20 protein-coding genes and 1 tRNA gene are annotated in these 20,302 nt (G+C 75.3%); 15 read left to right on the forward strand and 6 right to left on the reverse strand.

The window, feature by feature from the left end; genetic code table 11:
• Positions 1-133: 133 nt before the first annotated feature.
• From RKE29_RS07280 to RKE29_RS07295, 4 genes are all read left to right on the forward strand, one after another.
• Complete coding sequence (locus tag RKE29_RS07280) at positions 134-337, forward strand: hypothetical protein (RefSeq protein WP_312004234.1); 204 nt, start codon at positions 134-136, stop codon at positions 335-337.
• A gap of 2 nt (positions 338-339) precedes the next feature.
• Entirely contained in the window at positions 340-879 is a 540-nt protein-coding gene (locus RKE29_RS07285) for a DUF6879 family protein (RefSeq protein WP_312004235.1), read from the forward strand.
• A complete protein-coding gene (locus RKE29_RS07290; protein WP_312004236.1) occupies positions 876-1,724 on the forward strand; it encodes a helix-turn-helix transcriptional regulator in 849 nt (282 codons plus the stop codon). The genes RKE29_RS07285 and RKE29_RS07290 overlap by 4 nt, the downstream gene beginning before the upstream one ends.
• A 164-nt stretch (positions 1,725-1,888) precedes the next feature.
• Positions 1,889-2,857, forward strand: a complete 969-nt coding sequence (locus tag RKE29_RS07295) for a radical SAM protein (RefSeq protein ID WP_312004237.1) — start codon at positions 1,889-1,891, stop codon at positions 2,855-2,857.
• Between the two features lie 190 nt (positions 2,858-3,047).
• Here RKE29_RS07295 and RKE29_RS07300 read toward each other — a convergent pair whose 3' ends face one another.
• The 3 genes from RKE29_RS07300 to RKE29_RS07310 all read right to left on the reverse strand — a co-directional run bounded on the left by RKE29_RS07300 (position 3,048) and on the right by RKE29_RS07310 (position 4,436).
• Positions 3,048-3,533, reverse strand: a complete 486-nt coding sequence (locus RKE29_RS07300) for a hypothetical protein (protein ID WP_312004238.1) — start codon at positions 3,531-3,533, stop codon at positions 3,048-3,050.
• Positions 3,530-4,057 (reverse strand): hypothetical protein, encoded by a 528-nt coding sequence (locus tag RKE29_RS07305; RefSeq protein WP_312004239.1) that lies wholly within the window; start codon positions 4,055-4,057, stop codon positions 3,530-3,532. Before RKE29_RS07305 ends, RKE29_RS07300 begins: the two co-directional genes overlap by 4 nt.
• A 181-nt stretch (positions 4,058-4,238) precedes the next feature.
• The gene (locus RKE29_RS07310; protein WP_312004240.1) at positions 4,239-4,436 is read right to left on the reverse strand and encodes a hypothetical protein; all 198 of its coding nucleotides are present in this window, start codon (positions 4,434-4,436) and stop codon (positions 4,239-4,241) included.
• Positions 4,437-4,652: 216 nt separating this feature from the next.
• Between RKE29_RS07310 and RKE29_RS07315 the strand changes: the two genes are divergently transcribed.
• Positions 4,653-5,390 (forward strand): GntR family transcriptional regulator, encoded by a 738-nt coding sequence (locus RKE29_RS07315; protein WP_312004241.1) that lies wholly within the window; start codon positions 4,653-4,655, stop codon positions 5,388-5,390.
• Positions 5,391-5,625: 235 nt separating this feature from the next.
• On the forward strand, positions 5,626-6,087 hold the full coding sequence (locus RKE29_RS07320) for a prevent-host-death family protein (protein WP_312004242.1): 462 nt from the start codon (positions 5,626-5,628) through the stop codon (positions 6,085-6,087).
• 62 nt (positions 6,088-6,149) lie between these two features.
• On the opposite strand, the gene RKE29_RS07325 is transcribed toward RKE29_RS07320, so the two are convergent.
• Positions 6,150-8,423: a SpoIIE family protein phosphatase gene (locus RKE29_RS07325; protein WP_312004243.1), complete on the reverse strand. Its 2,274-nt coding sequence runs from the start codon at positions 8,421-8,423 to the stop codon at positions 6,150-6,152.
• A gap of 292 nt (positions 8,424-8,715) precedes the next feature.
• On the opposite strand from RKE29_RS07325, the gene RKE29_RS07330 reads away from it, so the two are divergent.
• The 5 genes from RKE29_RS07330 (at position 8,716) to RKE29_RS07350 (ending at position 13,865) form a co-directional block, all read left to right on the forward strand.
• Positions 8,716-9,150 carry an antibiotic biosynthesis monooxygenase gene (locus tag RKE29_RS07330; RefSeq protein WP_312004244.1) on the forward strand — a complete coding sequence of 145 codons (435 nt, stop codon included), beginning with the start codon at positions 8,716-8,718 and terminating at the stop codon, positions 9,148-9,150.
• A 339-nt stretch (positions 9,151-9,489) separates the two neighbouring features.
• A complete protein-coding gene (locus RKE29_RS07335) occupies positions 9,490-9,786 on the forward strand; it encodes a type II toxin-antitoxin system VapB family antitoxin (protein ID WP_003986294.1) in 297 nt (98 codons plus the stop codon).
• 191 nt (positions 9,787-9,977) lie between these two features.
• Positions 9,978-10,664 (forward strand): LytR C-terminal domain-containing protein, encoded by a 687-nt coding sequence (locus tag RKE29_RS07340; RefSeq protein ID WP_312004245.1) that lies wholly within the window; start codon positions 9,978-9,980, stop codon positions 10,662-10,664.
• A 271-nt stretch (positions 10,665-10,935) separates the two neighbouring features.
• A complete protein-coding gene (locus tag RKE29_RS07345) occupies positions 10,936-12,246 on the forward strand; it encodes a hypothetical protein (RefSeq protein ID WP_312004246.1) in 1,311 nt (436 codons plus the stop codon).
• Positions 12,247-12,341: 95 nt separating this feature from the next.
• Positions 12,342-13,865: an amino acid permease gene (locus RKE29_RS07350; RefSeq protein ID WP_312004247.1), complete on the forward strand. Its 1,524-nt coding sequence runs from the start codon at positions 12,342-12,344 to the stop codon at positions 13,863-13,865.
• Positions 13,866-14,018: 153 nt separating this feature from the next.
• Here the strand turns inward: RKE29_RS07350 and upp are convergent, their stop codons facing one another.
• Positions 14,019-14,654 (reverse strand): uracil phosphoribosyltransferase, encoded by a 636-nt coding sequence (gene upp / locus RKE29_RS07355; protein ID WP_312004248.1) that lies wholly within the window; start codon positions 14,652-14,654, stop codon positions 14,019-14,021.
• Positions 14,655-14,879: 225 nt separating this feature from the next.
• Here upp and RKE29_RS07360 point away from each other — a divergent pair, with 225 nt between their 5' ends.
• The 4 genes from RKE29_RS07360 (at position 14,880) to RKE29_RS07375 (ending at position 16,840) form a co-directional block, all read left to right on the forward strand.
• A complete protein-coding gene (locus RKE29_RS07360) occupies positions 14,880-15,134 on the forward strand; it encodes a hypothetical protein (protein WP_312004249.1) in 255 nt (84 codons plus the stop codon).
• 312 nt (positions 15,135-15,446) lie between these two features.
• Positions 15,447-15,965, forward strand: a complete 519-nt coding sequence (locus RKE29_RS07365) for a hypothetical protein (RefSeq protein ID WP_312004250.1) — start codon at positions 15,447-15,449, stop codon at positions 15,963-15,965.
• 158 nt (positions 15,966-16,123) lie between these two features.
• Positions 16,124-16,624, forward strand: a complete 501-nt coding sequence (tadA, locus tag RKE29_RS07370) for a tRNA adenosine(34) deaminase TadA (RefSeq protein ID WP_312004260.1) — start codon at positions 16,124-16,126, stop codon at positions 16,622-16,624.
• Positions 16,625-16,753: 129 nt separating this feature from the next.
• Positions 16,754-16,840 (forward strand) — tRNA-Ser (locus RKE29_RS07375).
• Positions 16,841-16,865: 25 nt separating this feature from the next.
• Here RKE29_RS07375 and RKE29_RS07380 read toward each other — a convergent pair.
• Complete coding sequence (locus RKE29_RS07380) at positions 16,866-19,586, reverse strand: hypothetical protein (RefSeq protein ID WP_312004251.1); 2,721 nt, start codon at positions 19,584-19,586, stop codon at positions 16,866-16,868.
• Positions 19,587-20,302: the final 716 nt, after the last annotated feature.

Genomic DNA, 20,302 nt, shown 5'->3' on the forward strand with positions numbered 1-20,302 from the left:
CCGCCGACGCATTGCGCGCAATCACAGGTCCGCGTCCAGCCCAGTAGCAATCCCGCGCAATCAAACAGACCGGCACAACGGTGTGTAGGAGAGTGGACGCAGTCAGTGAAACAGCGCAGGAAGGAAGCCGCTTGTGAAACTCAGGTTTCTCGGCACTACGTCCGAGGACGGCGCCTGCCCCAGCCTGTATGAGGACTTGGGCTCGGATCTCATCCTCGTCCAGGGAGAACGCGTCACCGACCCCGACGCCCTCGCTCAGCTGCGCGACGTGAAGGACTCCGAGACCTTCTTCGTCGTCCCGCGCGAGCTGCTGGTCCGCTTCGCCCCCAAGGAGTGACGTTGCCAGAGCTGATCCCGTTCACCGAGGTCACGCATTTCTTCGAGGACTACGAGCACACCGCCTGGCGGCTGGAGACGCGGCGCGGCTACGCCTCCGACCGGCAGGGTCCCAAGTGGCAGGAGTTCCTGAAGGGCGCGGAGGTCTCCGACTGCGATCTGGACCGCCCCTGGCTGGCCAACATTCGGCTCCAGACCCGGCAGGGCAAGCGGTTCGAGCGCGTACGGCTGGTGGACGACCCGCCCACCGAGGGTCAGCGCTACCTGCTCGCGACCGGCCTCGGCAACGTCAAGGCCGGGGAGGACATCCGTAACCTCTACCGGTCGGAGGCCGTCCGTCTGGGCCTGCCGGACTACGACTTCTGGCTGTTCGACTCGCGAACGGTCGTGCGGTTCGAGTTCGACGCGGACGACACCACGCTCGGGGTGTACGTGCACGAGGACGCCGAGACGGTCGTCCGGGCCTGCCAGGTCCGCGACACCGCGTGGCACCACGCCGTGCCTACAGCCGAGTTCCAGAGCCGGGTAGCTTCCATCATGTGAGCACCGACTTCCAGACCGCGAGGATCGCCCTCGGTGCGCGGCTGCGCGAGCTGCGCACCGAGGCCGGACTCAACGGCAAGCGCCTGGCCGAACGGCTGGGCTGGCAGCCCTCGAAAGTCTCGCGGCTGGAGAACGCCAGGCAGACCGCCGCTCCAGAGGATCTGGAGGCGTGGGCACACGCCGTCGGCGCCCCCGCCGAGGCCGAAGACCTCAAGGGCCGGTTGCGCGGCCTGGAGTCCCAGCACCGCTCGTGGCGGCGGCAGCTTGCCGGAGGGTTCCGCGCTCGGCAGGAACTCGCTATCGCCGAGACTTCAAAGACCCGGACCATCCGCGCCGTGGAGATCGGCTGCATACCGGGTCTTCTCCAGACACCCGACTACGCCCGCCACATGTTCGCCACCTACGCCGCGTTTCAGCAAACGCCGCGGGACATCGAAGAAGCCGTCCGGGCACGCATCCGCCGTCAGGAGGCGCTGTACGAGCCCGGTCGCCGCTTCCATTTCCTGGTCTGGGAGGGCGCGCTGCGAGTTCTGGTCTGTCCTCCGCAGGTCATGGTCGCCCAGCTCGACCGGCTCCTCAGCGTCATTGGCATGGACACCGTCGAGTTCGGCGTCATCCCGTTCGCCGCTCGGCTTCGCCTCGCACCGGACCACGGCTTCTGGATCTACGACGATCGGTTCGTCACCGTGGAGACCATCAACACCGAGATGTGGCTTGACTCCCCCGACGACATCGCCCTGTACGTCCGCGCCTGGGAGTGGATGGCCGAGTCCGCCGTCTACGGGCACCAGGCCCACCGGCTCATCACCCGCGCCCGCGCCGCCCTCGACGCCCCGTCGGCGTGAACGCGCGCAATCAGCGCACACCACTGCCCCGTCGCCCGCAATCACGCGCAATTGAGGCTCGGCAGCGCAATCGCCGCTCCTACGGTCTGCTGACGAGCGGAGCACGGGCCCGGCTCCCCGCCTGGCAGCGCGCGCGTCCGCTCCCGCACCCCTCGGGAGGACCGATGCACGCTCTGCCGCTGCGCCCGCAGTTCGCGTGGCTGGAGATCACGGGATTCTGCAACCTCGCCTGCCGCCACTGCTACGCCGGGTCCTCCCCGCAGGGCGACCACGGCACCATGACCGACGCCGACTGGTGCCGCGTGCTGGACGAGCTGCACGACCTGGGCGTACGGGACGTGCAGTTCATCGGCGGCGAGCCCACGCTGCACCCCGGCCTGCCCGCCCTCATCCACCACGCCCGCCGGTACGCCATGCGCGTGGAGGTCTTCTCCAACCTCACCCACGTCCGCGAACCGGTCTGGGACGCCCTGCGGCTGCCCGGCGTGCGGCTGGCCGTCAGCTACTACAGCGACGACCCCGCCGACCACGACGAGGTCACCGAGACCCCCGGCTCCCACGCCCGCGCCCGCGCCAACCTCCGCAAGGCCCGCCAGCTCGGCATCCCCGTGCGCGGCAGCGTCATCCACGTCCTCGACGGCCAGCGCGCCAAGCACGCCGAACACGAACTCCTCAGCCTGGGCATCCGGGACGTCCGCACCGACACCATCCGCCCCTTCGGACGGGGCGCCGAAGGAGCCCTCCCGGACCTGGGCAAGCTGTGCGGCCGGTGCGGGCGCGGCAAGGTCGCGGTCGGGCCCGGCGGGGACGTGTGGCCGTGCGTGTTCGCCCGCTGGATGAAGCTCGGCAACGTCCACGAGACCAGCCTCGCCGCCATCTACGACGGCGAGCCGATGCGCACCGCACGCGCCGAACTGGAACAGGTCTTCCCGCACACGGCCGTCAGCGCCACCCCGGTGTGCAACCCGGACTGCAACCCCGCCTTCGACACCTGCGCACCCCAGCTCGCCTGCGCCCCCGACGCCGCGTACCCGCCCACCGAGGACGGCGAGGGGGCCGCCGCCGTGCCGCGCCTGTCTCCCCGCCGTACCGTCCGCTACCACGACCCCTCGGTCTCCGGCACCGACTGCTGACCGGTTGGAACCCCCACCGCGTGCCGTACTCCCCGGGCGGCCGGTCAGGCACCCTGGCGCGGACCGGTCAGAGGCCCGTCCGGGGGCTGTCCCCTGGTCCCCGGCCGGGCCGGGCTGGAGGGGCGGGCGCGCTGACCGGCCACGCCCGGCTCGGGAGTTGCCGGAGGGTCAGCGCGCCGCGCCCCCGTCTTCAGGGAGGAGGTACGCCCCTGACGTGCATGCAGCGGCGTCCGGCGCGCACCTCGCTGAGCTTGAGCCGCCGGGCCGCACCGCACGTCAGGCACCGGCACGACCAGCCCACCGACGCCCGGCCGGGATACGCCTCGATCGGCTCGAAGCCCGCTTCGCGCAGTTCGGCCGCCGCTTCCCGCGGGGTCACCGGAGGCGTACGGCGCCGGTCCCCCGCCCGGCCGGACCGCTCGGCCGGGGCCGGTCCGGGCACCGGAGCGGGCCCGGGAGCAGGGTCGTGATCGCCCGTCACGGGCTCGGGGCCGCCGATGAGTACGCCCAGGCTGACCGCGATCTTGCGGTGGCAGCGGCAGGCGCAGCGGCCTCCGTGGCACAGGGCGTGCGCCTCGGCGAGGCCGCCGGGCCGGACAGCCGCCGCGCACTGCGCGGACAGCCACCCTCCGCCTCCGGCCCTGGCGGCCGGAGGCGGGCCTGCGAACCCGGTCACCCGCACGCCCCCTTCCCACACCGCGCCCCGTCGCCGTCCGGCGCCCCGCCGTCGTCCGGGGCGGCCAGCAGCGCGCCCCGAGCCTCGGCGATCTCGACCATGGCGGCCAGGCACTCCACCAGCCGGGCCAGGACGTACCGCAGCTGGAAGACTTCGGCGTTGCCGGTGACCAGTAGGTCTTCGGTGTGCCCGAGGAGCACGCGGGCCATCTCCACCCGCGCCGCCTCCCCGGCGTCCGAGCGCCCCAGCCGCTGCCCCCGGCTCTCGGCCACCTTCACCATGCGGACGAGGGACCACACCAGCCGGACGAACACCGCCCGCAGCCGCCCGCCGTCCACCCGCACTCCGGGCGCCAGCCACACCCGCGCCGCGCCGAGCACGCTGCGCGCCTGAAGCACCTGCGCGGCCTCCCACACGTCCGCCAGCGCGCCCACGGCCCCGGTGCCGTGGCCGTCCGGGGCCGGGACGGTGTAGCAGGGCGTGCCGTCCACGGTGGACCACGGCAGCCGCACCACCCCCTTCACCGCTCCCCCTCGGCCCGGCGCTCGCGGCCGTCGGCCGTCGCCCGGCACCGGGGGCACTCACACCGAGGCCACTCGCACGACGCCGGGGCGAAGCCGCTGCCCGCCTTGCTGACGTACGACACCGAGCTGACCTCGGATCGCTCCCGAGTCACCGGGTTGAACCGGTAGACCCGGATCGTCATCACCGCCACGCCGACACCCCCGCCCGTGCGACGCGCACGCCGTGGATCCGGCGCGGCCCGACGTCGATCCCGTACGCGGCCAGCCACGCCGCCCGCCGCCGCCTGCGCCGCGCCCGCCGCTCGCCGCGAGCGGCCCGCAGGCGGTCGGTCCGCTCGCCGGTCCGCTTGCGGGCCATCTCCAGAGCGAGAGCGATCACGGCTAACACGACAGCAGCCGTGAGATCGATCTTGAGTGATGGCATGAGCACACCCCTTCCTCGGAGGCCACTTCTCCACGTCATCTCTAGACAGACTCAGTAGAGTCCACATGTCTAGAGTTGTCAACTCCATCTAGATAGAGACGCACTCGGGCCAGAAGAGTGAACACCTAGACAAGGGTTCTAAGCTGTCTAGAGACCAGAAGGAGTGGGGACGTGACGCAGCACGAGGACGCCCGGAAGTCGAAGTACCAACGGATCGCGGATGACCTGAAAGCGGACATTCAGGCGGGCAAGCACGCTCCCGGTGCCAGGCTCCCGGGTGAGAACGAACTCATGGCCAAGTACGGCGTAGCGCGCATGACCGTCCGGCACGCACTGAGCGTGCTCCAGAGCGAAGGGCTGGTCAAAGCCCGTAAAGGCGCAGGCGTCTTCGTCTCGCCCTTCGCGGTCACAGGTGCCGACCGCCTCTCACGGCTCGAACGAACCGGTCGCGCCTACGCGCAAGGCGAGAGCAGCGCCGATCACGTCGCCATACGCCGTAGCTGCGGGGACGCAGACATCGCCGAGCAGCTTGGCATCGAACTCTTCGACGAGATCGTTGTCCGGCGGCGTACCTTCCGGCAGGACGGCAAGCCCTCTGTCGTGGCCTTGTCGTGCATTCACCTGCGCGCCGCGGCCGTCGTTCCGGAGGTTCTTCAGCAAGGCCAGTTGATCCCGTTCTGGCAGTCGACCTACACGGAGCGGACAGGCAAAAAGATCACCAGAGGGCCGGAGCGCCGTAGTGCCCGGCTGGCCAGCTCAGACGAGTTGGCCGCTCTGGAGATCCACGTCCCACCGCACGCCGCCGTTCCCGTCCTGGTTCTCCATACAGCCTTCTACGACCCTGACGGTCCGATCGAGGTCTGGGAAGACGTGTACGCCCCCGGACTGTGGCAGGTCGCCAGCGAGTGACCCCAGGAGCGAACCGTTACACGTTGTCCAGACGGCTCCCGTGATCGGGGGCCGTCGTCATGACCGCACCCTGCCACGGGTACCGCCCGCTGGAAGTCCTACGAGTCGTCGCCCCCGCCGACCGCGTCGAACTGGCCTACGACGATCTCCCGCTCGCGCTCAGGTAGGCGCTCCGCCGCCGGGAGTCACCTGGATTCCCCTTTGTTCGGAACACGTTCCGAAATATCCTGGCGCCATGTCCGCTCCCACCGTCTCGTTCTCCGAGCTGTCCAGGAACTCGAAACGGGTCGCCGCCGCCGTCGAGCAGGCCCAGCGCGTCCACGTCATGCGGCGTGACGGCGAGGACTTCTACCTCACCACCGAGCGGCACGACCGGCAGCGGGAGGAGACCGCCGATGTCACCGCGCGGCTGTTCGCATCGCTGATCCGCAGCGACGAGGGCGCGCGTGCCGTGCTGCTGGCCCTGCCCGAGATGTTCCCCTGGACCCGGCACCTGTCTGCCGAGGAGGTCCGCGAGTTCGTCGTCGACCTCGTGGCCGCCGCGCGCGACGCCGCCGATCTGGACGTCCACTCCACCCTGCACCGCGTCATCGCCGAGTGGCGCGCCACCGCCCGGATCCTGGCCGACCCCGAGCTGACCGCCCGGCTGACGGCCCCGCTCCCCGACGAGGACCACGGCGAGGTGACCGCGCCGTGAGCCCCAAGCGGGGCGACGACCCCGCGCCCGACCGGTAGACCGGCCGGGAGGCGGGCGGGCCCTCACCCCCCGTCCGGCCCGTCCGCCCCCTCCGGCTCCGCCCGGAGCAGCAGCAGCGCGATGTCGTCGCTGCGCGAGTCGGTGTGGCTGGCGTGGCTGATGAGGGTGTCGGCCAGGGTGTCCAGGGGCTGGTGGCGGGCCTCGGAGAGGGCGCGGGCGAGGGCGGCGGTGGCCTCGTCCAGGTCGACGCCGGGGCGCTCCACGAGGCCGTCGGTGTACAGGGCGAGGATGGCGCCCGGCGGCAGCGGGATCTCGGTGGTCGGGTAGTCGGCCGTGAGGTCGATGCCCAGCAGCAGGCCGGGCCGCAGCGGTACGGGCTCGGTGCGGCCGTCGGGCCGGCACAGCAGGGGGGGCGGGTGGCCTGCGGTGGCGAGCCGGGCGCGGCGGGCGCGCAGGTCCAGGTCGACGTACAGGCAGCTGGTGAACAGGCCCGGGTCGAGGTCGGTGAGCAGGTGGTTGGTGCGGCTGAGGACGGCGCCGGGGGCGGCGCCCGCGGTGGCGTGGACGGCGGTGCGGACCTGGCCCATCAGGGCGGCGGCGGTGACGTTGTGGCCCTGGACGTCGCCGATGGTGGCGGCGGCCGAGGCGTCGCCGAGGCGGATGAGGTCGTAGAAGTCGCCGCCGATGTCCATGTCGCGGGTGGCGGGCAGGTAGCGGGCGACGACGCCGAGGCCGGGGACCTCCGGCAGGGCGGTGGGCAGCAGGCCGGCCTGGAGGCCGTGGGCGAGTTCGTGCTTGGTGTCGTAGAGGCGGGCCCGGGCGAGGGCCTGGGCTATCAGCCCGGCGACGGCGGTCATGGCGGTGCGCTCGTCCGGGTCGAACTCGCGGGGCTCCTCGTAGGACAGCACGCACACCCCGACCGGCTGCCCGGAGGCGATCAGCGGCAGGAACGCCCACGCGGACTTGCCCGTCACCTCCGGGATGCCCATCGGGTAGGCCCGCTCCAGCTCCTCCGGCGAGCCGTAGAAGCTGAACAGGCCCACGGTCAGCGCGAGCGTGGCCGGGGTGGGCTGGGCGGTGTGCAGGGAGAAGCCGTCGAGCAGGTCGACGGCCTCGGGGCTGTAGCCGCGGTGGCCCACGATCCGCAGCCGGCGGCCCTCGCCCAGGAAGAGGATGAAGCCCTGCGCCTCGAAGGCGGGCGTGACCTGCTCGGCGACCTGCTCGACCACGTCCCGCACGCCGACCGCCTCGGTGAGGGTGGCGGCCAGGTGGGTGAGCAGGTAGAGCGCGCCCGCGCGGGCCGGTCCGGCCGGGGGTTCGGCGGCGCGCGGCCCGGCGCGGCCCGGCGCGGGCGCGGCGCCCTCCGGGGACGCGCCGGGTGACAGCGCGGTACGGCCGGGCGGCGTCCGCCCGCGCGGGGGACCGGCGAGCGCGGCCGGGCCGTGCAGGGCCGGTGTCGGGTGGGCGGCCGGGTGGGCCAGCGGTACGGGCGTGATGCGCACGCTGACCCCGGACACGTCCGGGTAGAGCTGGAAGGACAGCCAGCGGTCCGGCGGGCACATGGCGGTGAAGGACGTGGGCTGGTGGCTGATGACGGCGGCCCGGTAGCGGTCCTCGAAGACCGGGTCCTTCAGCCACGGCAGCGCCTCCCAGGGCGGCGAGCCGAGCAGGTCGGGGACGCTGCGGCCGACCAGCTCGGCCGCGCCCGCGCTGGCGAAGGAGATGCGGCCCTCCTGGTCCAGGCCCCAGCCGCCTTCCGGGAGGCGGTCGACGAAGTCGACGGCGGCCAGCGCCTCGTTCCACTCGGGCGTACGGGACCGCGGCGGGTCGAGCACCAGCGGCTCGGGACCGGGCAGCACCGGGTGCCCCTCCTCCTCCGCCTGCCGCAGCGTGGCGGCGATGCGCCGGCACGCGGCGGCGACCGACTGGCCCTCGCGCGGGGTCATCTCCGGCCGGTGCGAGCCGGGCCACAGCAGCACCACCCCGCCGTAGCAGGCGTCGCCGCTGAGGATGGGGGCGGCGGCGAGCGCGAAGGGGTACGGGACGGCGAGCGCCGTGCGCGGGTAGGCGCGCGCCATCTCCTCCTGGCTGCCGATCCACACCAGGCGCCGCTCGCGCACCGCGTCGGCCAGCGGGTCGGGCGCCGAGAGGGCCACGCGCAGCCAGGGCGCGGCGAACTCCACCGGGATGCCGGTCAGCTCCGTCAGGCGCAGCACCTGCTCGCCCGGCGGCAGCAGGTACACCGTGCCCACCGACGCGCCGGACTCGCGCATCGCCTGGTCCAGCAGCGGGTCGAGCTGTCGCGGACCGGAGTCGGCAGCGGCGGGCTCGCGCACACCTCTCACTCTCCCTCGGCGGCACCGAACGGTCTTCTTCGGCAGCCGCACCCTGCCCCGGCCTACCGCAGCCACCCATGACGCCCGTAAGACGCCCATATACGGACAATAATCTCGCATGGCCGACGGCGGCACTCCCATCATGGAGTACGGGAGGCGCAGCGTCCCCTTGAGTCACGGGATTTTCCAGGCTGCGGACCTGCGAAGAGGCCGGTAAGCCGATTGATATTCGCACTGGTGTGCGAGAACGTAGAACGCGACACCCGCACAGCCCTTCCGCTGGAGGAACCCCATGCCCGACCCGGCGCCCGCGCCGCTGCCCGCTCCGCCGTACTACGTGGTGGTGTTCACCTCCGTCCGCACCCCCGGGGACGACGGCTACGGCAAGCGGGCCGAGGAGATGCTGAAGCTGGCCGCCGAGCAGCCCGGTTTCCTCGGCGTCGACTCCGCCCGCGACCCCGGGGGCCTGGGCATCACGGTGTCGTACTGGCGCGACGAGGAGTCGATCGCGGGCTGGCGGGAGCACACCGAGCACACCCTGACCCGCGCCTACGGCCGCGAGCGCTGGTACAAGTCCTTCACAGTGCACGTGGCCCGGGTCGAGCGGGGGTACGGGTACACGCGCCCGGACGCCGGTGCCGGGCAGGTCCGGGAGCCCGCGGCCGCGCCGGATCCCGCGGCGGCGCGGGAGCCCGCCGGGGCGCGGGGCACGGCGGCCGCGACCTGACGGCCGTACGGGCCCATGCGGCTGCGTACCGGGCCATGCGGCTCCGTACGGGCCCATGCGGCTGCGTACGGCTCCGGTCGGCCCGCCCGGCTCCGGCCCGTACGGCCCGCCCGGCTCCGACTGCCCGGCACCCGCACGTGCGGTCCGCCCGCGCCCGCCCGCGGCCCCGGTCCCGCCCGCGTACGGCCCCCGTCCCGCGGCCGACGCGGTCCGGAGCCCGTACGGGCCGCCCGGGCCGTACCGGCCGCGCGCCGCCGCGCCCCGGTCCGCTCCCGCCCGACGGCCGTCCGCACGCGGCCACGGCTGCGCCGGACGCCGCTTGCCCGGTAGGCTTTCCGTGTGATCTTCAAGCGCATCGGAAACGGGCGGCCGTACCCCGACCACGGCCGGGAGAGCACCCGCCAGTGGGCGGATGTCGCGCCCCGCCCGGTACGCCTTGACCAGCTCGTCACCACCAAGCAGCAGCTCGACCTGGAGACGCTGCTGGCGGAGGACTCCACGTTCTACGGGGACCTGTTCGCCCACGTCGTGAAGTGGCAGGGCGACCTGTACCTGGAGGACGGGCTGCACCGTGCGGTGCGCGCCGCGCTCCAGCAGCGCCAGGTGCTGCACGCGCGCGTGCTGGAGCTGGGCTAGAGGCCGGCCTGAGGGCCCGGGGCCGGGGCGGACCGCGCGGGCGGACCGCGGCGGACCGGGCCCGACCAGAGCCGGATGTGGTCCGTACGGAGGGCGGCGGAGCGGCTCGCGTTGGCCCTTTCGGGTCGGACTGACCCGCAACCGTTGATCATTTAGTAGGCATCGCCCGCGAGGCGCATTACGCTGCGTACATGAGCATGCTCACCCCTCCCGGCATGGGGGGCAAGTACCGCATCACGGGGGCCGTCCACCCACGCATGCGCCGTCGGCGGGGTCGGCCCGGGCTCGTGTTCGCCGCTGTCGGCGCGGTGCTGGCCGTCGCCCTGATCGGCTGGGGGACGACGCAGCTCATCGACGTCTTCTCCGGCGACGACGGCGAGCCGGGCGCCGCCCGGCACAGGTCGGCCGGCTGCCAGGCGCGCGCCACGGCCGGGGACGGCCACGGGCAGGGCGCGCAGGCGCGGTCGGGGGCGCGCGGCGCGGGCCGCGCGCCTGCGGGGACGCCGCCGAAGCCCGCCGACCTGACCGTCAATGTCTACAACGCGACGCAGCGCAAGGATCTCGCCAAACGTACCGCCGCCGACCTCAGGGCCCGCGGTTTCCGCGTCGGCCGGATCGGCAACGCCCCGGCCGAGTACGACAAAAAGGTGAAGTCCGCCGGGCTGCTGCTGGGCTCCCCGGCCGCCGCCCGCGGCGCCCTGCCCGTGCTCGCGACGCAGGTCCACGGCGCGCAGACCAGGAGCGACGGCCGCCGGAGCGACGACGTGGACCTGGTCATCGGCGACGGCTTCACCGGCCTGACGGCCAGGCCGCAGGCGGACCGGGCGCTGGAGGCTCTGCGCCGTCCCTCGCCCGCACCGTCCGTGGCGGGCTGCTGACCCGCCGTCCCGACGGCCGCCGTCCCGCCCCCGCGGTGTCGACTCGTTTTCACCGGACCGTCACGAGCGGCCCTTGCACCTGGGCTTTCCCCTGCACGAGAGTGTGGGGCCCACGCAGTCCGACGGAGGGTTCGGGGATGCCCCTCAGCAGCTTACGGCGCACGCTCGACGCCGCTTCGGCACCGGCGCCGGCGCCGCCGCCGGCACCGTGGGAGGCAGCCTGATGCGAGGCGGCGGCGCGCCGTCGGGCCGCAGCGGCAGATTCCGTCCCGTGTACCACCCGGCCGCCCACGACGACGGGCTGCGGATGGCCCTCCAGGACCTGCGCACCGGCCGCTGGATGTCCATGCGCAAGCTGCTCGCGGGCACCGAGTGCTGGACGCTGTGGACCGCGCGCACCCAGGTGCTCGCCGCCGCCGCGGCCGGCTCCACCGTCGTCCAGGCGTGGCGCGAGGAGGAGCCGGAGAGCACCGCGGCCCTGGTGATGCACACGCGCGTGAGCGTGGAACGGACCCTGCGGGCCCACCGCACCGGCCACCCGCGCACCGCGGAGCTGGCGCACGAGGCGTGGCAGGCCTGCCGGGTCGCCGTCCGCGAGGCGCCGGCCGACCCGGTGCCGTGGGTGTGCCTGCTGGCCCTGGCCCAGGTGGACCGACGACGGGCGAGCGCGGAGTGCGCCACCCGCCCGCCGGAGCCGCTGCTGCCGACGGGCCCGTGGGGCCTGCTGGAGCAGGCCGACCGGCGCGACCCGTGCAACCGCGAGGCGTACCACCGCATGCTCCAGTGCCTGAAGACCTGGTCGGGCGACGGCCGCACCGACTCCGTCCACTTCGTGCGCTGGGTGGTCTCCTGGGCGCCCCGGGGCGCGTCGCTGCTGGCCCTGCCGCTGTACGTCAGCGCCGACCTGTACCGGGCCCAGCGCCGCCGGGCCCCCGGGCGGGCGCTGGAGCTGCACTGGATCACCGAGCACGCGGTGGGGGACGCCGAGCGCGCCCTGCACTGCTGGTTCGACCACGCCGACCGGGCCACCCGCTCGCCGCTCGACCTGAACTACCTCGCCCACGCCCTGTGGGCGGCGCGGCTCTACGACGGCGCGGCGCGCGTCTTCGAGGAGCTGGGCCCGTACGCCACGCCGCTGCCGTGGGCCTACCGCACCGGCGACCCGGACCGGCCCGAGCTGGCGGAGGAGGAGTTCCTGCGCGCACGGGAGCGCTGCCTGGCCGCCGCGACCGGGACCGCCGGCGGACGGGCGCCCGGCCGGACCCCGGCCAACGGCGGCTCGGGCGGCTCGGGCGGCTCGGGCGAGGGTGAAGGTGAAGGCGCGAGCGCGGACGGCTCAGGCGGCGGTGTGGGCGGCTCCGAGGGCGGGCGCGCGGCCCACGCCGACAGCGGCCCCGGCCGCGGCTCGGAAGACGCGGGAGACGACGCCGCAGACGCGGCGGAGGACGCGGACGGCTCGTACGGTCCGTACAGCCCGTACGAGCCGCACCGCGCGCGCGGTCCGCTGGGCGCGCCCGGCCGGGCCGGCCCGCGCGGCCCGTACGGCAGTGTCGTGCCCCCACCCCGTGTCCCCACCCCCTGACCGCCCCGCCGGGCGGGGCCTCGCGCCGAGGCGCGAGGCCCCGCCCGGAGGAACCGTTCCGCCGTCGCGACCGCACGCCGGAGGTGCAGGTAACCGTGTCCCCCGCCCCGCGCGCGGCGCGGCCCGGACGGGCCCACGAGGCCGAGGAGGAGCGGCTGCGCGAGCTGGGCTACCAGCCGGTCCTCGCCCGCCGCATGGGCCCGTTCGGCAACTTCGCCATCAGCTTCTCCGTCATCTCCGTGCTGTCCGGCTGCATGACGCTGTACGGCTTCGGGCTGCGCACCGGCGGGCCCGCGGTGATGCTGTGGGGCTGGGCGGGAGTCGGGCTGTTCGTGCTGTGCGTGGGGCTGGCGCTGGCGGAGGTCACCAGTGCCTTCCCCACCTCCGGCGCGCTGTACTTCATGGCCGACCGGCTCGGCGGGCGCGCGTGGGGCTGGTACACCGGCTGGCTCAACATGCTCGGGCTGCTCGGCGGCATAGCGGCCATCGACTACGGCGCCGCGCAGTTCGCCGGCGCCCTGCTGAACCTCCAGTGGGGCTTCCGGCCCACCCCCGGCGCCACCTTCGGCCTGTTCGGGTGCGTACTGCTGCTGCACGCGGTGCTCAACCTGTTCGGCGTGCGACTTGTCAGCCTTCTGAACTCGGTCAGCGTGGGGTGGCACCTGCTGGGCGTCGCCCTGATCGCGGGCGTGCTGGCGGCCGTGCCGGACCACCACCAGTCGGCCGACTTCGTGTTCACCGGCTTCGTCAACGACACCGGCTGGTCGAACCCGGTGTACGTGGCGGCCATGGGCCTGCTGCTGAGCCAGTACACGCTGACCGGCTACGACGCCTCCGCGCACCTGTCGGAGGAGACGACCCGCGCGGGCGTGTCCTCCGCGCGGGGCATCGTGCGCGCGATCTGGGTGTCGTGGATCGCCGGGTTCGTGCTGCTGGTCGGGCTGACGTTCGCCATCCAGGACTACGACGGCACCCTGAACGGCGCCACCGGCGTGCCGCCCGCGCAGATCTTCCTCGACGCGGTCGGCGGCACCGGCGCCCGCCTCCTGCTGCTGGTCGTGATCGTCGCACAGCTGTTCTGCGGGAACGCGGCGGTGGCGGCGGCCAGCCGGATGGTGTTCGCCTTCAGCCGGGACGGCGCCCTGCCCGGCTCCGCGCGCTGGCTGCGGGTCAGCAGCCGCACCCAGACCCCGTGTCCGGCGGTGTGGCTGTCGGTCACGGTGGCCGGCGTGCTGGCCCTGCCGTCGCTGTACTCGGAGACCGCGTACGGCGCGGTGACGGCCATCAACGTTATCGGCATGACCCCGGCGTACGCGATCCCGGTCCTGCTGCGACTACGCGCGGGCGACCGGTTCACCCCCGGGCCCTGGCACCTGGGCCGGTGGAGCCGCCCGGTGGGGTGCGTGGCGGTGGCATGGGTGACGGTGGTGACGGTGCTGTTCTGCCTGCCGCAGTCCAGCCCGGTCACCGTGGAGTCGATGAACTACGCCTCGGTGGCCCTGGCCGTGGTCCTGGTGCTGGCCACGCTGTGGTGGCGGGCCAGGCGCCGGCGGTACGCGGTGCCGTCCGCGTACGGCAGCCCCAGCGAGCAGGCGGAGATCGCGGACGGCATCGTGTGAGCGCCTGGGCGGTACGGGCCTTGGGGGGTACCGCCCTGGGGTACGGCCCTGGGCGGTACGGGCCGGAGTGCCGGGCCGGGTCGCGGGGACCGGGTCGGCAGGTGCCAGGTGGGCAGGGAGCCAGGTCGGCAGGGGCCGGGTCGGCAGGGGCCGTCAGTCCGCCGTGCCGTACATCCGGTCGCCCGCGTCGCCCAGCCCCGGCACGATGTACCCCTGCTCGTTGAGCCGGTCGTCCAGGGCCGCCGTGACCACCGTGACCGGCGCGTCCGCCAGCTCCCGCTCCATGGCCGCCACGCCCTCCGGGGCGGCCAGCAGGCACAGCGCGGTGACGTCCCGGGCGCCCCGGGACCGCAGTTCCTGGATGGCCCGTACCAGCGTGCCGCCCGTGGCCAGCATCGGGTCGAGCACGTACACCTGCCGGCCGGAGAGGTCCACCGGCATCCGGGTCGCGTACGTCGACGCCTCCAGGGTCTCCTCGTCGCGGATCATGCCGAGGAAGCCGACCTCGGCGGTCGGCAGCAGCCGCACCATGCCGTCGAGCATGCCCAGGCCCGCCCGCAGGATCGGCACCACCAGCGGCCGCGGCCGGGCCAGCCGCACGCCGGTCGTCGGCGTGACCGGCGTGACGATGTCCACCGGCTCGACGCGCACGTCGCGCGTCGCCTCGTACGCCAGGAGCGTCACCAGTTCGTCGGCCAGCCGGCGGAAGGTCGGTGAGTCGGTGCGCTGGTCGCGCAGCGTGGTGAGTTTGTGCGCCACCAGCGGGTGGTCGACGACGTGGATCCGCATGGCGCAGACAGTAGCCGCAGACGGCAGCCCGGTGGCAGCCTGCGGCCACGCCCGCATCATTCGCCGGGAACGGGGGAAGCAGCCCGGTACGCACGCACGCACGTACGCCCGGACGTGACCGGCCGGGCGCGAATCCAGCTCCAGGTGGTGTGGCCGATGGCTGACCGGGACGAGCTCCGCCGTGCGACGGGGACGGCGCGGAGGACCGCGAGGGGGACGGAGACGGTGGGGACCGACAGGAGAGGACCGGACAGGACGGCGGGAGGGACGCGGAGGACGTCCCCGGGGGCCGGGCAGGCGGCGGCCCGAGGAGGACCGGACGCGGGAGCGCGGGAGTCGGACCCCGAGCGCAGGCGCCGCCGCGCGCAGTTCCTGCGGGACCTGAAGGAGGCCCGGGAGCTGCGCGAGCGCGTCCGGCCGCGCCGGGCCCGCGCGGCCCGTATGCGGCAGGCGATGCGCATGCGCACGTTCCGCTGGTGACCCCGGCCGGCGGCACGCCGTCCGCCTGGTGCTTCCGGCGCTTCCGGTGGGATGGCCGGGGGCGCCGGTGAGATTCCGGCGGGACCGGGGAAAGAATGCGGGAGACCGCGTCAGGACCAGTGAAGCCGTGCCGAAGTCCCGGCGAACCCCCCATGTCAGACTGTTTCCGGTCCGCGTGAGCGACATCTCTTGGGACTGGTGCACGACGCAGCGCGGAAGACCTCTCGCGAAGCGTTTGTTTCTGCCACGATTCCGAGTGGGCGGGCAGTGTCCGCTCGCCTCGGCACGCCTCTGACCAGTGGGAGAGTCACGGTGTACTTCGCCGCATTGCTCGCGCGCACCGAAGACGGGTGGGAAGCCAGCGACACAGAGCTAGACGACGTGGAGACGCTGGCTGATCTGATCGAACTGGCCCGTGCGGTCTCCAAGGACGACGACACGGTACTGGCCTTCATCGAGCACGAGGACGCGTGGTTCGGCGTCGTCCGGGTGGACGGCGAGGACGACCCGCACATCTACGTGTCGGACGCGGCCGCGGCCGCCCGCAGCTCGTACGGGGCGATGCTCACCGACGAGCTGCTCGGCCGCGACCCGGACGACCACGATCTGGACAGCCTGGTCGACCTCGACGGCACCGAGGACGGCGAGCCCGACGGCGCGGCCGACGAGCCGGACGGCGACCGGCCGGTGCCCGCCGGTCCGCTGGGCGACGCCGACATCCTCGCCGACCTCGGCATGACCGCCAAGGAGCTGAAGACCCTGGACGGGGACGCCCTGGACGAGATCGCCGAAATGCTGGGCTGCACGGAGGTCCTGGAGGCGGTGCGCTGACCGCCGCCCCGCCGCCCACCGTGCCCGACCCGCCGGCCGGCCCGGACCCCGGACGCCCGTCGCCCGGCCCCGGCTCCGGGCGCCCGCTGCCCGACCCGCTGCCCGACCCGCTGCCCGACCCGCTGCCCGACCCGCTGCCCGACCCGCTGCCCGACCCGCTGCCCGACCCGCTGCCCGACCCGCTGCCCGACCCGCTGCCCGACCCGCTGCGCGACCCGTGGCACGCGCCGATGCGCCTGGCGCTGCGCGAGGCCGAGCGGGCGGCCGAGACGGCCGACGTGCCGGTCGGCGCCGTCGTGCTGGGCCCGGACGGCACGGTGCTGGGCAGCGGGTGCAACGCGCGCGAGGCGGACGGCGACCCGACCGCGCACGCCGAGGTCGTCGCCCTGCGCGCCGCCGCGCGCCGCCGCGGCGAGTGGCGGCTGACCGGCTGCACGCTCGTCGTCACGCTCGAACCGTGCACGATGTGCGCGGGCGCCCTCGTGCTGTCCCGCGTCGACCGGCTGGTGTACGGGGCGGCCGACGAGAAGGCGGGCGCCGTCGGCTCCCTGTGGGACGTGGTGCGGGACCGGCGCCTGAACCACCGGCCCGAGGTGATCTCCGGCGTCCTCGCCGCGGAGTGCGCCGCGCCGCTGACCCGCTTCTTCCGCCGCCCCTGAGCCGGGGGCCCTGGTGGGGCCCGGCGGGTCAGCCCCGGGACGGGGACCGCCTACCGGCCGGTGCGCGGGGGCGGCGGCGGGCGGGACCGACTTCGCCAGCACGCCCACCCGTCCGCTAAGCTCTCTCTCGGTAGCGTGTCCGAGTGGCCGAAGGAGCACGCCTCGAAAGCGTGTGAGGGGGCAACTCCTCCGTGGGTTCAAATCCCACCGCTACCGCTGTGAGCAGTAAGGGCGACGGGCCTCACTCGCATGAGTGGGGCCCGTTCGCATGTCCGGACGCCGTGCCGCGCGCGCCGTTCCCGCCGCGTCCGTCGTTTCCGGAGCTTCCGCCGTTTTCATCGTTTCCGTCGTTTTTGCGGGTCGGGCGGGCAGTCAGGGCGGCGGCCAGGCCGTCGGCGTCCGGGGCGCGGTCCTGCCCTTCGTCGCACCCCATGACGGCGACGGCCGACGGTCCGTCCTCCTCGTACGGTCCGGCCTCCGCGTACGGTCCGTACCCCTCGTACGCTCCGTACGGCTCGTACGCGGCGCGCGGCAGCGGCGGTCCGGCCAGGGCCACGGTGTCGATCACGTCGGCGTAGAGCAGCAGCAGGACGTCCGCGCCGTACCGGGCCTCGTGCACGGGTGCGACGGGCGTTCCCGCGCGGGAGGCCGCCAGGAGCGGGCCGGGACCGGCCGGGACCAGCGCGGAGCGCAGCAGCAGGCCGCAGGCGGGGAGGTCCTGGTCGGGCAGGCCGCCGGCGAGCTGGTTCAGGGCGGCGTCGACCGCGTGGCCGACGCCGACGCTCAGCGCGCCGTCCCAGGCCGCGCGGATCCAGTCCCGGTCGACGTGGAAGAACCGCAGGCTCTCCACGGGCAGGGCCGCCGGGTCGGGCACCAGGCGGTCGAACGGCACCGGCTCCAGCCGCCGCAGCTGGTCCCGCCAGGCCCGTACGAGCCCCAGGCGCGGCTCGGCGGCCTCGCGCAGCGCCGCCAGCGTCTCCTGCCGGGCCAGGGCCGCGTGCACCTCGGCCTGCCGCAGCGGCGGGCCGGTCCGCGGCTGGGCGCCCGGCACGCGGGCGGCGGCCGGGTAGGGGGCGGGGCGGGCGTTGCCGCCGAACCGCGGGTGGGCCAGCAGGCGGCGGGCCGCGCGGCGGGCGGTGGTGCGGAACTCCAGCAGGGCGGTGCGGAAGGCCGGGTCGGCCAGGGCCAGCGTGCGGCCGAGTTCGAAGGCGGACAGGTGGCCGGGGGCCGCTCTCTGGTCCCGGCCCTCCGGTCCGTCCGGGCCGTCCGGGCCGGGGGTACCGCCGTCCGCGGACCGGCGCCCGCGCGCGCCGCCGGTCCGCGGTCCGCGCCGCCCGTTCCCGACCCGTACGTACGGGTCGGCGGCGGGGTCTCGTACGTACGGGTCGGCGGCGGGCGCCTGCGGCGGACAGGAGCCCGTGCCCGGCGCGGACGCGCTGCCCGGCGCGGAGGCGGCGCCCGGCGCGGGCACCGGCCGCAGCGGCTCCGGACCGGCGGTGAACGGGCCTTGCGGACGGCCGGCGGCGGGCCCGCACGGGGTGAGGCGCGGCGGCAGCGCGCCGTCGGCGTCGCCGAGCCACCAGGGCGCGGGCGGGGCGCCGGCCAGGTCAGGCCGCGCCGTCAGCCCCGGCAGGTCGGGGAGATCCGGCAGGTCCGGCGCGTCTGGGAGGCCCGGCAGGCCCGGCAGGTCGGCGAGGGCCGGCAGGGGCCCGTCCGGCGCCGCGTCCGGTGACGGGGGCAGGAGCGGGAGCCAGGCCCCGGCCGTGGCCGTGGCCGGGCCGTCGGCGGGGCCACGGTCCCCCGCCGGGCGGTCGTCCCCGGCGGCGCCGGGGCGGCCGTCCGCGGAGCCGTCCGGGCGGCTGTCCACGGTGCTGTCCACGGTGCCGTCCGGGCCGCTGTCCGCCACGCCGCCGGGGCGGCCGTCCGCGTCGTGGTGCGGCGGGACGGGACACGGGCCGGGCGGGTCCCCGGCCGACATCCCGGGTCGGCCGCCGGGACGGCCCGGCCCGCCCGGCCTGCGCGGGTCGGGGCCCGGGGCCTCGGCGGGGCCGAAGTCCCGGTTCGCGGCCGGGCGTTCGGCGGCGCGCTGCTTCGGGACCCGCGCCGGGTCAGGGGCCGGCGCGGCGTCCGGGGTCGGGCCCGGCCGCCGGTGCCGGTTCCCGGCGGGGCCCCGCGCGGGTTCGGACGTGAACGACCACGCGTACAGGGAGACCAGCCGCAGGCCGATGGCGGGCGGTTCGGCGCCGTCGACGTACGGTTCGAGGCCGTCGAGCGAGACGAGGTGGGCGACGTGCCGGCCGCCGGCGGGTGCCGGGAAGCGGCGCGCGACGACGGACGCGGCGTCGCCGTCGCCCTCCCGGCGCCGGGGCGGGAAGGCCGCCACGCGCGGCGCCGGGGAGCCGCCCGCGCGGGTGCGCGTGAGCAGGGCCAGCTCGGCGGGGCGCGGGCAGACGGCCGCGAACAGCGGTCCGGGCACCAGCACGGAGCGGCAGGGCCGGGCGCAGTCACCGGCGAACAGCCCCTCGGGGTCGGGTTCCGGCGGCTCGCCCGGGCCCGCGTCCCCGATCAGCAGCGCGCCCACGGTGGAGACCGTGACCTGGCCGACGGCCTCGGGGTCCTCTGGGAGTTCGCCCGCGCGGAAGACGAGCAGGGCCACCGCGGGGCCGCCGTGGGCGCCGCGCAGGCGGCGGAACCACGGCAGGGCGGCGGGGCCGACCGTGAGGTGGGGCCGGGACTCGTGGAAGTCCCCGGCCGCGCCGGGCGGCGGGTAGCAGGCGTGGATGTCGGGTGTGGCGAGGGTGAACCGCGTCGTCCCTACGGTGCGCTGCCCCCTCGCGGCCCGCGGGGCGTCGCCGGCGTGGCCCTTGGTGTGGCGCTGCTCGGCGGCCGCGCCACGGCGGCCCGCGTACAGGGAGGTGGTGCGATGGTCGAAGAATCGGATGGGGTGGCCGACGTGCGGCATCGGCGTCCTTTCTCAGCCAGCGGCGGGTGCGGCGTTGGGTCATGCGGTTGGTGCGGTGTGCGCGGTACCGGAGGTGCTGGGTGAGCTGTCGGTACGGGCCGTGCTCGCGGTGCGAGCCGTGCGGGCGGTTCCGGCCGGGCCGGCCGGGGTGCGGCCGGCGCCGGGTCGACGGCGCCGGGCGGCCGGCGGGGCCACGGCGGAGCGGTCGGCTCCGGCCACTCCGGCCGGTTCCGTCACTCCGGCCGGTCCGGCCGGTTCACCGGTCCGGCCGCCGGTCCGGTCCGCGGGGCCCGTGCCGCCCGTACGGGCCGCCCGGCCCGTACCGGCGAACTGACGGGCCGTACGGGCCGTACCTGCCGTACGGTCGCCTGCCGGGCCCACCCGGGCCCGGCCGAACAGGCCGTACGGGTCGTCCGGGCCCTCCGGGCGGTCGGGCCGCGTCCGGCTGGTCGGCCGTCCCGGGCGGGCGGAACGCCCGGCGGGCCGCTCCCGCCCGCCGCGCGGCGCGGTCCGCCCACGCGGTGCGCGCCGCCCACGCCGTTCGCGCCGTTCGCCCGGTTCGCGACCTCGGGCCGGCGCGGTGGCGTCGCCGTACGCGCTCCCCCGGCTCCCCGCCCCGCCGGCCGCGACCGCCGGGCCCACGGCCGCTACGCGGCGGCGTGAGTGGTCGGTCGGCCTCGGTGGCCATCGGGGTCCCTCCGTGGGCGGCGAGCACG

It is taken from the genome of Streptomyces sp. B1866 (assembly GCF_031932565.1).
Classification (GTDB): domain Bacteria; phylum Actinomycetota; class Actinomycetes; order Streptomycetales; family Streptomycetaceae; genus Streptomyces.

Coding starts and splice junctions, on each gene's coding strand:
- RKE29_RS07295 (WP_312004237.1), top strand. CDS start 1,889: ATGCACGCTCTGCCGCTGCGCCCGCAGTTCGCGTGGCTGGAGATCACG.
- RKE29_RS07320 (WP_312004242.1), top strand. CDS start 5,626: ATGTCCGCTCCCACCGTCTCGTTCTCCGAGCTGTCCAGGAACTCGAAA.
- RKE29_RS07330 (WP_312004244.1), top strand. CDS start 8,716: ATGCCCGACCCGGCGCCCGCGCCGCTGCCCGCTCCGCCGTACTACGTG.
- RKE29_RS07340 (WP_312004245.1), top strand. CDS start 9,978: ATGAGCATGCTCACCCCTCCCGGCATGGGGGGCAAGTACCGCATCACG.
- upp (WP_312004248.1), bottom strand. CDS start 14,654: ATGCGGATCCACGTCGTCGACCACCCGCTGGTGGCGCACAAACTCACC.
- RKE29_RS07380 (WP_312004251.1), bottom strand. CDS start 19,586: ATGCCGCACGTCGGCCACCCCATCCGATTCTTCGACCATCGCACCACC.